This is a genomic window from Dyadobacter linearis (genome assembly GCF_907165045.1).
Classification (GTDB): domain Bacteria; phylum Bacteroidota; class Bacteroidia; order Cytophagales; family Spirosomataceae; genus Dyadobacter; species Dyadobacter linearis.
Genome location: NZ_CAJRAU010000005.1, coordinates 232,943 through 246,590 on the forward strand (window position 1 = coordinate 232,943; position 13,648 = coordinate 246,590).

Below are 13,648 nucleotides of genomic sequence, written 5' to 3' on the forward strand. Positions count from 1 at the left end.
GGCTTAAAATAGTATCCTGAAAATGGCTAAGAAAATATTAACGGAGCACATCAATGTACCTGGTATAGAAACCTTCGATGTATATCGGAAGCAAGGTGGCTATACCGCCGTTGAAAAGGCTATTAAAACCATGACGCCCGAAGAGGTGGTGGAAGAGGCGAAGAAATCCGGTGTGAGAGGAAGAGGCGGCGCGGGTTTTCCTATGGGTATGAAATGGGGGTTTCTGGCCAAACCGGAAGGTGTACCCCGCTATCTGGTTTGCAATGCAGATGAATCGGAGCCGGGTACATTCAAAGATCACCATTTAATGAAATCGATCCCTCACTTGCTGATTGAGGGAATGATCATATCAAGCTATGCCCTGGGCGCGAACAAATCGTTTATCTACGTACGTGGTGAGCTGATGTACGTGATCCGCATTCTTGAAAAAGCAATTGAAGAAGCGAAAGCACAGGGTTTTCTTGGCAAAAACATCCTTGGTTCCGGTTATGATCTGGAACTGATTGTGCAGCCAGGCGGCGGTGCATATATATGCGGTGAAGAAACTGCATTGCTGGAATCTCTGGAAGGAAAACGTGGTAATCCGCGTAATAAGCCACCATTTCCAGCAGTAAAAGGCTTATACCAAAGCCCGACTGTTGTGAACAACGTGGAGTCCATCGCCAATATGTCGTGGATTATCAATAATGGTGGAGATGCTTATGCAGCGATCGGTATTGGTCGCAGCACGGGTACGAAACTGATTTCTGCCTCGGGACATATTGAGAAGCCCGGCGTGTATGAAATTGAGCTGGGTGTAAGTGTGGAAGAATTTTTGAATTCAGATGAATATTGCGGCGGAATCAGGAAGGGCCATCACTTGAAAGCATTAGTAGCCGGTGGATCTTCAGTACCCATTTTGCCAGCCCACCTGATCATGAAAACCGCCAATGGTGAAGACAGGCTCATGAGCTACGAGTCACTTTCCGACGGCGGATTTGCGACGGGTACCATGTTGGGTTCAGGCGGTTTTATTGTTTTTGATGAAACAGCTTGTATCGTCAGAAATACCTGGAATTTCTCCCGCTTTTATCACCACGAATCTTGCGGCCAATGCAGCCCATGCCGTGAAGGTACCGGCTGGATGGAAAAGGTACTGCACCGCATTGAACATGGTCACGGCAGTATGCACGACGTGGATTTGCTGGTAGATATTTCAAAGAAGATTGAAGGAAATACAATTTGTCCGCTTGGAGATGCTGCGGCCTGGCCTGTTGCCAGTGCGATACGCCATTTCCGCGACGAATTTGTTTGGCATATAACAAACCCTCACGAAGCTACGCAACCAGGGGCCGTTTACCGAGGTGAAATGGAGCTGGCGTAACAGCTTTGACCGAGACTTTTGAACATTGTTTGGAATGGAAGATATAAAACCCCAATTAGTAAAAATTACCTTCGACGGCATTGAGGTCGAGGTGGAACCTGGTACTACGATCATGCAGGCTGCGCGGAAAATTGCGGAAGCCGATGAAAGTCAGGCTGCGCTTGTTCCGCCGGCAATGTGCTATTATAAGCCGCTCAATGCCTCAGGAGGAAAGTGCCGGGCTTGTCTGGTAAAGGTGGCACAGGGATCGGCCAAAGACCCGCGGCCAATGCCAAAACTGGTTCCTTCTTGCATTACGCAGGTTCAGGAAGGAATGGTAGTGGAAAATACAACCAATCGGGGTGTATTGGATACGCGCAAAAGCATTGTTGAATTTTTGCTGATTAACCACCCGCTGGACTGTCCGATATGCGATCAGGCGGGAGAATGCCATTTGCAGGATTTTGCATTTGAGCACGGTTCCGCTAAAACCAGGTACGAGGAAGAAAGGAGAACTTTTGATAAAATTGATATCGGCCCGCACGTGCAGCTGCACATGACGCGCTGCATTCTTTGTTACCGCTGCGTTTACACGGCCGATCAGATTACTGACAAGCGTGTGCACGGTGTAATGAACCGCGGAGATGCTTCTGAGATCAGTACCTACATTGAAAAAGCGATTGATAACGATTTTTCAGGTAATGTGATCGACGTTTGTCCGGTAGGTGCATTGACCGATAAAACTTTCCGTTTCAAGCAAAGGGTGTGGTTTACCAAACCGGAAGACGCGCATCGGGATTGTGATAAATGCTGCGGAAAAGTGACCTTATGGTATCGTGGAGATGAAGTGCTCCGCGTAACTGCCCGCAAGAATACCTGGGGTGAAGTCAATGATTTCATTTGTAATACCTGCCGTTTTGACAAGAAAAAAACAAGCGACTGGGTGTTGGAAGGTCCGACTAAGGTGAAACGCAGCTCAGTGATCTCTGCCAACAAATACCGGGCTGATCTCGTTAAAAAGCCTGATTTCGCATTGAAACTGGCAGCTTCACAATACAAACCTGTGGACGATGACCGCGCTTATGTGACTGACGAAGATACGATCCGTCAACAAAGCATCGAAAATAATGACAAAGCGAACCACCGTTCGTTACTGGCGAAAAACAACTGATAAGCTGATTAATTGTTTATAAATGGATTTAACCGAATTTCTAGTTAAGACCGCAACGATATTCGTTGTTTTCGTGCTCACCCTGGTTATTGCAATGTATTCAACCTGGGCAGAACGTAAGGTTGCAGGCTTTATCCAGGACAGGATGGGCCCTAACCGCGCTGGCTGGGGAGGCTTATTGCAGCCGCTCGCTGATGCAGGTAAGATGTTTTTCAAGGAAGATTTTATCCCTGCTTTGGCAAATAAGTGGCTCTTTATCGCTGGGCCAAGCTTGGCAATGCTAACTGCTTTGCTGGCAAGTGCCGTAATTCCTTTTGGGAGTACTTTCCGGATAAATGGGCATGAAATTGTTCTCCAAGGCGTGGAATCGAATATTGGGATTCTTTACGTTTTCGGTGTGGTAGCACTGGGAGTTTATGGAATAATGGTCGGTGGCTGGGCTTCCAACAACAAATTCTCGCTCCTGGGTGCAATCCGCGCGGCTTCTCAGAATATCAGTTATGAAGTAGCAATGGGGCTTTCTCTGATCGCCATATTAATGATGAGCAGTTCCCTTTCATTGGGAGAGATCGTGGCTCAGCAGCACGGAATGAACTGGAACATTTTCTACCAGCCGCTCGGATTTTTGATCTTCATTACCTGCTCATTCGCAGAATGTAACCGTGTTCCTTTTGACTTACCTGAATGCGAAACTGAGCTCGTAGGCGGATATCACACGGAGTATGGAAGTATGAAGCTGGGTTTCTACCTTTTTGCTGAATACATCAACATGTTCATTTCGTCGGCGATTATTTCAGTGTTGTACTTCGGTGGTTATAACTATCCAGGAATGGACTGGGTTTACAGCCAGCTGACCAGCGCATTAGGATCAGAGACCGGACATAATATTGCGACATTGATCGGAACTGCTGTATTCTTTGGAAAAGCGTTGTTCTTCATATTCTTCTATATGTGGGTACGCTGGACAATTCCTCGTTTCCGTTATGACCAATTGATGAACCTGGGCTGGAAAAAATTGATACCTCTGGCCATTTTCAACATTATCATCACAGGTGCTGCTGTGCTTTTTCTTAAGCCGGTGATTACAGCCTGGTTGAACTAATATAAAAATACATTGCTATGCAATTGACAAATCGCTCCAAACAGGTTAGCAATAAAGAAATGACGCTGATGGAACGCGCCTACATCCCGGCAATTGCGACGGGTCTGGCAATTACCATTAAGCACTTTTTTGCTAAAAAAGTAACTATCGAATACCCAGAGGTAAAAAGATACCTGGGGCCGGTATTCAGGGGCAGACATATTCTGAAAAGAGATGAAGATGGTCGCGAGCGCTGTACTGCGTGCGGACTTTGTGCTGTGGCCTGTCCTGCGGAAGCTATTCAAATGGTGGCTGCCGAAAGAGAAAAAGGAGAGGAAAATCTGTACCGGGAGGAAAAATATGCGGCTGTTTACGAAGTGAATATGCTTCGGTGCATTTTCTGCGGACTTTGTGAAGAAGCTTGCCCAAAACAGGCAGTATACCTTCGTCACGACGAATTTGTTCCTGTTTTCACCGAGCGTGACCAGGTGATCTGGGGTAAAGATCTACTTGTTGAAGATATGACAAACCGTTATACCCGCGAAGCCTGGACGAAGGAAGAGGCACGTGCGCTGGACGCTAAAAGAGCGAGCGGCGAATCTACTAATGTTGTCCCAAGAGCTATCCCCTGAAAAGAAACCAGGCTGTCCGGCAGCACTACTACTATGAATTCAACTGTATCGTTTTTCTATTTCTTGTCCTTCCTCACCATCCTCAGCGCAGTGATGGTGGTAGTATCGCGTAATCCTATTCACAGTGTTCTTTATCTGATTCTGGCCTTTTTTACATTATCCGGCCACTATATCTTATTGAATGCGCAGTTTTTGGCAGCCGTAAATATTATCGTCTATGCGGGGGCAATCATGGTACTCTTTCTATTTGTGATCATGTTTTTGAATATGAAGCAGGATAATGAAGAAGCCAAGACCAACATTGCTAAAATTGCAGCGACGATTGTGGGCGGGACTGTATTTGTGATTCTTTTTGGAGCCTATCGCAAAAGCGCAATTCCTGCGTTCAATCCAGAAAATTTTGATTCTCAGGTTGGTATGATTGAAAATCTCGGACATATACTTTTCCGTGAATATTTGCTTCCATTCGAGCTGGCTTCCATTTTGCTGCTTGTGGCGATGGTAGGAGCTGTGATGTTGGGTAAACGAGAAATCGGAGAAAGACACTTTTAATATTTTCAATAAGACATAAAAAAACGGGCGGCACTGAAATTTCAGCGCCGCCCGTTTTCATTTATAACAGCTATTATTTACTCAACTTCAGAGTAGGCTTCAACAGGAATGCAAGAGCAGATCAGGTTACGGTCGCCGTAGGCACTATCGACGCGGCTCACACTTGGCCAGAACTTGTTGAAACGCAGATAAGGAAGCGGGAATGCAGCTTTTTCACGGCTGTAAGATCTTGACCAGTCTTCGCTTAACAATACGCGGGAAGTGTGCGGCGCATTCTTAAGTACATTGTCTGAACGATCCGCGGTACCATCTTCGATCTCCTGGATTTCTTTCCTGATCGAGATCATCGCATCACAGAAGCGATCCAGCTCAGCTTTTGACTCAGATTCAGTAGGCTCGATCATTAACGTACCAGCCACCGGGAAAGATAATGTAGGTGAATGAAAGCCGTAATCCATCAAACGTTTTGCCAGATCCTCAGCTTCCACACCAGCCGCCTTGAATGACCGGCAGTCGAGGATCATTTCATGAGCGCAACGTCCGTTTGTACCAGTGTAAAGTACATCAAAGTACCCGCTCAAACGCTCTTTGATATAATTTGCATTCAGGATCGCATATTTCGTAGCATTCGTCAAACCTTCTCCGCCCATCATTGCAATGTATGCGTAAGAAATAGTGAGAATACTTGCGCTTCCGTAAGGTGCGGCAGAAACTGCGCCCGCTTCTCCGTCAGGAAGATGTTCTCCCTGGGTATTGAAATTGACGTGCCCTGGCAAGAAAGGCATCAAATGCTCGGCAACTCCGATCGGGCCGACACCTGGTCCGCCGCCGCCGTGAGGAATACAGAATGTTTTGTGCAGGTTAAGGTGACAAACATCCGCACCGATCGTGGCAGGGCTGGTTAGTCCAACCTGTGCATTCATATTCGCACCATCCATATAAACCTGGCCACCGTGCGAATGGATCATTTCACAGATCTCAATGATACTTTCCTCATACACACCGTGCGTGGAAGGATAAGTTACCATTAAGCAAGAAAGATCGTTGCTATATTGTTCCGCTTTCGCTCTCAGATCGGCTACATCGATATTTCCACGCTCGTCACATTTTGTTACCACCACCTTCATTCCTGCCATTACCGCAGATGCAGGGTTGGTTCCGTGAGCAGATGAAGGGATCAATGCCACATTTCTGTGTTCTTCTCCCCTGCTCGCGTGATAAGCACGAATTGCCATTAAACCAGCATATTCGCCCTGGGCTCCTGAATTAGGTTGAAACGACATCGCCGCAAAACCTGTGATCTCGCAAAGCCAGATATTCAGCTCACTTACAAGCTGCGCATATCCTCCAACCTGATTCGTTGGCGCAAAAGGGTGAATTTCACCAAATTCCGGCCAGGTAAGCGGGATCATTTCGGCAGTTGCATTCAATTTCATAGTGCAGCTACCCAGCGAGATCATGGAATGAACCAGAGATAAGTCTTTGTTTTCCAGCGATTTCAGGTAACGCAGCATTTCGTGCTCCGTATGGTGGGTATTGAATATCGGGTGTGTCAGGTATTCAGATGTGCGGGTCAGGTTTTCTGGAAAAGAAAATTCTAACTCTTCATCAATCACCATTTCACCCTGAAAACCGGATACTTCTGCAAATACATTCAAAAGTGAAATTACATCGTCAAAACTCTTCGCTTCGTCGAATGCAACCGTAACACTTTCATCTTTATTATAACGTAGATTGATACCATACTTCAATGCCTGCTCACGCACTTTTCTGGTCAGCGGCGTCTTGATCGTTACTGTATCGAAAAACTCAGTTGTAACAACTTCGTAATGGAATTTCTTGATCGTATCTACAAACAAAGTAGCAAGACCGTGCACGCGCGAAGCGATCGTTCTGATACCTTCTGGGCCGTGATACACCGCGTAGGCGCCGGCAATTACAGCCAGTAATACTTGCGCGGTACATATATTGGAAGTTGCTTTTTCACGGCGAATATGTTGCTCACGCGTTTGCAGCGCCATTCTCAACGCACGATTTCCTTCTCCGTCAACAGAAACGCCGATAATACGACCGGGGATATTTCTCTTAAAAGCTTCTTTGGTTGCGAAATATGCAGCGTGCGGCCCGCCATAACCCATCGGAACACCGAAACGTTGGGAAGAACCTACCACTACATCAGCGCCCATTTCGCCGGGCGATTTCAATAATGCAAGTGCCAACAGATCGGCAGCGACAGCAACAGAGATATTTAGCTCGTGCGCCGCACTGATAAAGTCAGTGTAATCGATTACATCTCCATTTGTAGCAGGATATTGAACCAAAACACCATAAATATTTTCGTCTGTCAGGTCAACCGTCGCGTGGTCGCCCACTACTACTTCAATGCCGATCGGCCTTGCGCGCGTGTAGATCAGGTCGATCGTTTGCGGGTGACAAAGCTCGGAGACAAAAAACGTGTTGGCTTTCTTTCTGCCGCCCGCACGCAGGCTGTGCAGCATTGTCATCGCCTCAGCTGCCGCAGTAGCTTCGTCCAGGAGCGACGCATTTGCAATCTCCATCCCGGTCAAATCTGTCACAACAGTTTGAAAGTTAAGCAGCATTTCAAGTCTGCCTTGCGCAATTTCAGCCTGATAAGGCGTATAAGCAGTATACCAAGCTGGATTTTCGAGGATATTGCGGAGAATTACATTTGGCGTAATAGTATCATAGTAGCCTGTTCCGATATACGATTTCAAAACCGCATTCTTGCTGGCTATCCTTTTAATCCCTTCCAAAAATTCCCTTTCCGATTTTGGGTTGGGAAGATTAAGCGGCTTTTGCAGGCGTATTGCCGAAGGAAGCGTCTGGTCTATCAGTTCGTCCAGCGATGCAGCTCCTATCTTGTTCAACATTTCCTGTAATTCCTGCGCATCCTTACCGTGGTGACGGTTTTCAAATTTATCCTGGTTTCGAAGGTTAATTTTCATTCGAGTGAGACCGAAAACGTTCGTGTTGATTAGTTTTAAAATACAAAAGTAAGCAAATCCGACCGAATCTTTTTGTGATTGGCCTCAATGCTTACTCTTGAATATGTACAAATTTTGATAGTCTGAAAGAATCAATGATTAGGGCAGCCGCAGTCGCTTTTCCGCTTGAATATGCCCAGTATCTTTTTTGACTTAGGCTTCTTGTAGCCTTTGAATTTTTTCTTTTTCCCCATCAGCTCCATCTTGGAATTAACGGGCTTTGCATGGAGTTGCTCAATGCCGGAGAAGCCAAATGTCAGGCCGAGTATCAGAAGCCAGGGAGTGATTTTCTTCATCATTTTTATATTAGTCAACACAATGTCACTTATTCAACGTAGCGAATACAAATACCGTATAGCATCCGGCTGCATTCGCAAATATTATGCTTTTACTAACTCCAAGATAGTGATTTCAGGCAGGATACCCACTCTTCCAGGATAGCCTAGGTAGCCGAAACCGCGGTTTACATACAAAAACTGCTCATTTTGTTCATATAACCCAGCCCAGCGCTTGTACCTGTATTGTACCGGGCTCCATTTCAATTTCCCGATCTCGACACCAAACTGCATTCCGTGCGTGTGACCGGCCAGGGCGAGGTCAATGTCTTTGTATCGTGGCAAAACCTGCTGGTCCCAGTGACTGGGATCGTGTGAAAGCAAAATTTTAACGGGGTAGTCGGCTGTATTCTGGTATGCTTTTGCAAGATTTCCATATTTGGCAAAATTCCCCGCGCCCCAATTCTGAATGCCGATCAACCCAATTTCCTCTCCGTCGACGCGGATCGCGCGATTTTCATCCAGCATCAGATTCCAGCCCAAAAGCTTGTGCGCCCTTTGCAGATCGGCCAGGTTGTCGGTTTTCGCTTTCAGGTCAGGCCACTGGAAATAATCGCCGTAATCGTGGTTTCCAAGAATCGAATGCACGCCCAGCGGCGCCTTCACTTTATCGAATATGGAAATATAATCCTGCACTTCCTTCGCCCGGTCATTGACGAGGTCGCCGGTGAAAAAAGCAATATCCGGTTTTTCCTTCATCAACATTTCCACGCCGCCTTTCACAGCTGTTTTATTGAAAAAACTTCCTGAATGAATATCTGACAATTGTGCAATTTTGATTCCGTGAAAAGCGCGCGGCAAATTCTTTAAAGGCACCTTTACCCGCCGGATGCGGTAATCGTGAGCGCCCGACAAAATACCGAATGCAAACGTGCCAATTAATCCTGTCCCAGCCACTACTGCGGTGGTAGCCAGAAATTGCGAACGTGGAATAGTTGGCTCGCCTGTTTCAGGTGAAATTGTAGCTGCGGAAGGAAAGAAATAGCTCGCGATCCACTGTAAAAAGCGGCGAATATCATCCACCAGCAATATCAGTACCGCCAGCAGTTTCGACAAATATGGTATCGCTATGAATGCGACCACGAAAGTCCGGGTAGAACTTTTAAAATAATCGGCAGGTAGCAGCTGCATTCCCACGTAGGCTAAAAGTGTAAGCAGCGTAAAAGCCCAGTAGGCGCCTCCGATCCAGCGTTGTGTGACGGGAGAAAGATTGCGGATCGCAAATCTCAAACCTTGCCAAACATAAAAATCTATTGCAAGAAGGATGAAAGTCAGTAATAAAAAAAAGACGGATCTTGGCATTTTAAATATTCGTTTTCATATTGAATCGTAAACGTTTGTCCGGATTTTCTCGTTCGGTAAGTTTGTGCGATAATTTCAAGATCCAGTTTTATGCCCAATTACGATTTCAAGAGATTTCATATCCGTTCCATGAATGCGGCCTCGGCAGAAGAAAGGGCCGGCATTAATCAGGAGCTGAAAGAATTATACGATTCTCTTTCGGAGAGCGACAAAAAAGTATTTAATGAAGAGCTGCAATACTTTCTGACAAAGGAAGTAAGCAGAATTAAGTCGGATTATGAATCTGTAACGGGAATGGACCAGCCCAATTAAGTAGCCGCTAGTTTAGTCGGGGGTCGATCGGGTAATGCGCGATTGACTTGTATTCGCCTCCCATATTTCGCAGTACTTCGCGCCAGAAGTTGCTAGGTGGCGTCGAAAACAGGAAATCAGAGGTCGTGTTGGTGATAATCCAGGAATCCTGTTCGAGCTCATCGTCCAGCTGCCCGCCGCCCCAACCTGAATAGCCGATAAAAAAGCGGATATCTTGCTGCCCCAAAGTATTGATATTCAACAGCGTTTTCACACTCGTGAAATCTCCGCCCCAATACACACCATCCATAATTTCCGCCCCTCCATGAATCAGATCGGGCCGGCGATGAATGAAATGCAGCGTGTTTTTCTCAACCGGTCCGCCCAGGTGAAGGGTGATATCCTGGTAAATGGTTTCTTCGAGTACGTCGCCGAGATATAGTTCAGTAGTCTGGTTCAGCACAAATCCAAAACTTCCCTGCTCATTATGCTCGCACATCAGAATAACTCCCCTTTCGAAATTGGGGTCACCCAAAAATGGTTTTGCAATCAACAGGCTACCTTTCGCGACATTCATACTAGCAGACATATTCCCGGCTGAAATTTTAATACAAAACGAATATATTTATTTTTTGGTGACAATTTTGAGCGAAACAAGAATTAAAAGCTGAAAAAAGTTACCCGTTCTTCAACTGAAAAACGACCTCAATCATTACTCAATTTCTAAAATAAAATATGGCACTTATAAAATCGGTCCGGGGATTTCAGCCTGTTTTTGACGATAGCTGCTGGTTTGCAGAGAATGCAACGATTGTCGGTGATGTGGTTTTGGGAGAAAATTGTACAGTTTGGTTCAATTCGGTGATACGCGGCGACGTGAACAGTATTCGTATCGGCCACCATTCCAATGTGCAGGACGGCGCAGTTATCCATTGTACCTACCAGCGATTTGCGACTACGATCGGAAATTATGTTTCCGTCGCTCATAATGCAATCGTGCACGGCTGTACGATCGAAGATCACGTGCTGATCGGAATGGGCGCGATCGTGATGGACGGCGCTGTAATTGGTGAAGGTTCTATTGTGGCCGCCGGAGCGATCGTGACGCAGGGTACCAAAGTGCCGCCGGGGACTATCTATGCAGGAAATCCGGCGAAATATCTGAAAGACGTTTCCACAGAATTGAATGCAGCTATTGACAGAACTGCCAATAACTACATTATATATTCAGGTTGGTTTAGGGAAGAAGAATAGGGTTGAATCTAAAACTCAGCCCATTTCTTTTCTTGCATTCAAATATCCCTTAATCACTGTAAATGTGGTGATTGCGAGGAAGAAGAGAATGATATATTGCACGTAATCCACAATCCACGGGAATCTTTCACCGAAAAGAAACCCACCGCCAGTGAGCGTACCGATCCAAATTACTCCTCCTGCTACATTATTTAACAGAAAAGAAGGAAAAGGCATTTTCACAAGTCCGGCCAGGATAGGAGCAAAAGTCCTGACCACCGGCAAAAATCTGCTGATGATCAGGGTGCGGCTTCCGTACTTTTCGAAGTACTTCCGTGTAGTATCAATGTGTTTTTTCTTGAAAAAGAATGAATCCGGCCTATTTTCGAAGATATCCCCAAAATATTTACCAAAAATATAACCCACCAGAGAGCCCAGTACCGCGGCAGTGAACATACACAACAGCAAAATGCCGATCGGTACATCCAATATCCCTGTTCCGCAGAATACACCGGCCAGAAAAACCAGGTAATCGCCGGGCAGGAAAAAGGCGAAAAACAGCCCATTCTCAGCAAAAACGATAAATGTGATCACCAGCAGCCCGCCGGTACGGATGATTTCTTCTGAATTAAGTATATACTGGAAAAATTCGGTGATTGAATTCATAATCAGCTATTAAGAAATGAAGGGTAGTGAGCAAAGAACGTTACCGGCCAAATTTAAGCATTTTCCGATAGCTCAAGCCAGCGCATTTCCTTCTCCGCCTGGCTATCTGTAAGCTGCTCAATCTCCTTTGACCAGCTCGCCAGCTCGTCGTGCGTTCCGCCGCTGTTCAACTTTTTGACTAAAATCGCCTTCCTTTCTTCCATTTTCGCGATATCAGTTTCCAGCTGCTCCATTTCTTTCTGCTCCTTATAGCTCAGCTTTTTCTTTGCCGGCGCATTTGCAGCTGGAACAACCGGTGCAGGTACTTTTTCAGCCACAGGCGCCGGGGCAGTATTTACAGGTAATTTATTGGCCACTGATGAACTGGTTTTCTTGTCAGATTCCTGTTCGTCCTGGTAATCGCGCAGCTCTGTATAGTTTCCTGGAAAATCGCTGATCTTACCTTCACCTTCAAAAACAAATATGTGCTCTACCAGCCTGTCGAGGAAGTACCTGTCGTGGGAAACGATGATCAGACAGCCCGGAAAATTCATCAGGAAATCTTCCAATACATTCAGGCTCGCAATATCCAGATCGTTGGTAGGCTCATCGAGGATCAGGAAGTTGGGCTGTTTAATAAGAATCAAAAGTAATTGCAACCGCCGTTTCTCTCCACCGCTCAGCTTGGAAATAAAATCATATTGTTTGGAAGGCGAGAATAGAAATGCTTCCAGCAACTTACCTACTGTGACCGTTTCGCCGGTTCCGAGCTGCACTACTTCGGCTACATCTTTTACAATATCAATTACCCGCTGATTTTCGTTGAATGCGAGATCTGTCTGTTTGTAATACCCAAACTGCACGGTCTCCCCTTTTACGATCTGGCCTTTGTCGGGAGACAATTCGCCGGTGATCATATTCAGCAGCGTGGATTTGCCCATTCCATTTTTACCCACAATACCGATCCTGTCGCCTTTTCGGAATGTATATTCGAAATCGTCGATCAGCTGGCGCTCGCCAAATCCTTTGCTCACGTGTTCCAGCTCAATGATCTTGCTACCCAGTCTGGACGTCCGCACATTCAGTTCCAATTTGGTATCAAACTTCTTCTGGCTTGCTTTCTCTTTTAATTCCTCAAAAGCATCCACGCGGTATTTCGCCTTCGTGCCCCTCGCTTTGGGCTGTCTTCTGATCCAGTCCAGTTCTTTCCGCATTAAATTTCTGGCTTTATCGATGCCGGCTGCTTCCAGTTCTTCCCGCTCCGCCTTTTTTTCGAGGAAATAGGAATAGTTACCCTTATAGGAATATGCTGACCCGTGATCGAGTTCGAGTACCTGATTACAAACTGTATCGAGGAAGTACCTGTCGTGGGTTACTACTAATAATGTAGTATTGGACGTATTGAGATAGTTTTCCAGCCACTCCACGGTATCGAGGTCCAAATGGTTGGTCGGCTCATCTAGGATGAGCAGGTCCGGATCTTCCAGAAGAACCTTTGCCATCGCAACCCTTTTTTTCTGTCCACCCGAAAGTGTACCGAATGCATTATCGGTGTGGTGAATACCTAATCTGCCCAAAACCTCTTTCGTGCGGTACTCAAAATCCCACGCATTGTACTTGTCCATATCCTCCATTACCTCGGCAAGCTCGTCGTGGTCATCCGTTTCGATCGCGTGCTCGTAACGTTTTACAACCTGTGCTACGGGGTTATTGGAAGAAAAAATGACTTCGAGTACCGGCAAACTTTCGTCAAATGCAGGACTCTGGTCCAGATAACCAATGCGGATATCTTTTCTGAAACCGACTTCGCCTTCGTCGGGCGGCATTTTACCTGTGAGTATGTTCAGGAATGTAGTTTTGCCGGTTCCGTTCGTTCCGATCAGAGCCACTTTGTCTCCCCTGCTAATACCAAAACTGATGTTCCTGAATAACCATTTGTCACCAAATGATTTTGCTATGTTTTCTGCTGAAAGGTAATTCATAATGAATGCTAAAATTCGAAGTCTGCAAAGTTAGAACAGATATCAAACAACTAAGAAAAAATTCGTTTTCATTGGGT

Annotated in this window: 13 protein-coding genes; 7 read left to right on the plus strand and 6 right to left on the minus strand. The window is 46.0% G+C overall.

Annotation, left to right across the window (positions count from 1 at the left end):
- The first annotated feature begins 22 nt into the window (after positions 1-22).
- Genes nuoF through KOD92_RS17980 form a run of 5 tightly spaced genes read left to right on the plus strand, consistent with a single transcriptional unit; the run spans position 23 to position 4,778 of the window.
- Complete coding sequence (nuoF, locus tag KOD92_RS17960) at positions 23-1,363, plus strand: NADH-quinone oxidoreductase subunit NuoF (protein ID WP_215234973.1); 1,341 nt, start codon at positions 23-25, stop codon at positions 1,361-1,363.
- Positions 1,364-1,397: 34 nt separating this feature from the next.
- Positions 1,398-2,513, plus strand: a complete 1,116-nt coding sequence (locus KOD92_RS17965; RefSeq protein WP_215234974.1) for a 2Fe-2S iron-sulfur cluster-binding protein — start codon at positions 1,398-1,400, stop codon at positions 2,511-2,513.
- Positions 2,514-2,535: 22 nt separating this feature from the next.
- Complete coding sequence (gene nuoH, locus KOD92_RS17970; RefSeq protein WP_215234975.1) at positions 2,536-3,615, plus strand: NADH-quinone oxidoreductase subunit NuoH; 1,080 nt, start codon at positions 2,536-2,538, stop codon at positions 3,613-3,615.
- A 17-nt stretch (positions 3,616-3,632) separates the two neighbouring features.
- Positions 3,633-4,226 (plus strand): NuoI/complex I 23 kDa subunit family protein, encoded by a 594-nt coding sequence (locus tag KOD92_RS17975; protein ID WP_215234976.1) that lies wholly within the window; start codon positions 3,633-3,635, stop codon positions 4,224-4,226.
- A 33-nt stretch (positions 4,227-4,259) separates the two neighbouring features.
- Complete coding sequence (locus KOD92_RS17980; protein ID WP_215234977.1) at positions 4,260-4,778, plus strand: NADH-quinone oxidoreductase subunit J family protein; 519 nt, start codon at positions 4,260-4,262, stop codon at positions 4,776-4,778.
- A 77-nt stretch (positions 4,779-4,855) separates the two neighbouring features.
- Here KOD92_RS17980 and gcvP read toward each other — a convergent pair whose 3' ends face one another.
- From gcvP to KOD92_RS17995, 3 genes are all read right to left on the minus strand, one after another.
- A complete protein-coding gene (gene gcvP / locus KOD92_RS17985; RefSeq protein ID WP_215234978.1) occupies positions 4,856-7,744 on the minus strand; it encodes an aminomethyl-transferring glycine dehydrogenase in 2,889 nt (962 codons plus the stop codon).
- Positions 7,745-7,875: 131 nt separating this feature from the next.
- Positions 7,876-8,082 (minus strand): hypothetical protein, encoded by a 207-nt coding sequence (locus KOD92_RS17990; RefSeq protein ID WP_229254736.1) that lies wholly within the window; start codon positions 8,080-8,082, stop codon positions 7,876-7,878.
- 81 nt (positions 8,083-8,163) lie between these two features.
- Positions 8,164-9,420 carry a metallophosphoesterase gene (locus tag KOD92_RS17995; RefSeq protein ID WP_215234979.1) on the minus strand — a complete coding sequence of 419 codons (1,257 nt, stop codon included), beginning with the start codon at positions 9,418-9,420 and terminating at the stop codon, positions 8,164-8,166.
- Between the two features lie 90 nt (positions 9,421-9,510).
- Between KOD92_RS17995 and KOD92_RS18000 the strand changes: the two genes are divergently transcribed.
- The gene (locus tag KOD92_RS18000) at positions 9,511-9,732 is read left to right on the plus strand and encodes a hypothetical protein (RefSeq protein WP_215234980.1); all 222 of its coding nucleotides are present in this window, start codon (positions 9,511-9,513) and stop codon (positions 9,730-9,732) included.
- Between the two features lie 7 nt (positions 9,733-9,739).
- Here KOD92_RS18000 and KOD92_RS18005 read toward each other — a convergent pair whose 3' ends face one another.
- Complete coding sequence (locus tag KOD92_RS18005; protein WP_215234981.1) at positions 9,740-10,300, minus strand: YqgE/AlgH family protein; 561 nt, start codon at positions 10,298-10,300, stop codon at positions 9,740-9,742.
- 146 nt (positions 10,301-10,446) lie between these two features.
- On the opposite strand from KOD92_RS18005, the gene KOD92_RS18010 reads away from it, so the two are divergent.
- Positions 10,447-10,965, plus strand: a complete 519-nt coding sequence (locus tag KOD92_RS18010) for a gamma carbonic anhydrase family protein (RefSeq protein ID WP_215234982.1) — start codon at positions 10,447-10,449, stop codon at positions 10,963-10,965.
- A 15-nt stretch (positions 10,966-10,980) separates the two neighbouring features.
- Here the strand turns inward: KOD92_RS18010 and KOD92_RS18015 are convergent, their stop codons facing one another.
- Together KOD92_RS18015 and KOD92_RS18020 are read right to left on the minus strand one after the other, a co-directional pair.
- Positions 10,981-11,610 carry a DedA family protein gene (locus tag KOD92_RS18015; protein ID WP_215234983.1) on the minus strand — a complete coding sequence of 210 codons (630 nt, stop codon included), beginning with the start codon at positions 11,608-11,610 and terminating at the stop codon, positions 10,981-10,983.
- Positions 11,611-11,663: 53 nt separating this feature from the next.
- Complete coding sequence (locus KOD92_RS18020) at positions 11,664-13,571, minus strand: ABC-F family ATP-binding cassette domain-containing protein (protein WP_215234984.1); 1,908 nt, start codon at positions 13,569-13,571, stop codon at positions 11,664-11,666.
- Between the last annotated feature and the right edge of the window lie 77 nt (positions 13,572-13,648).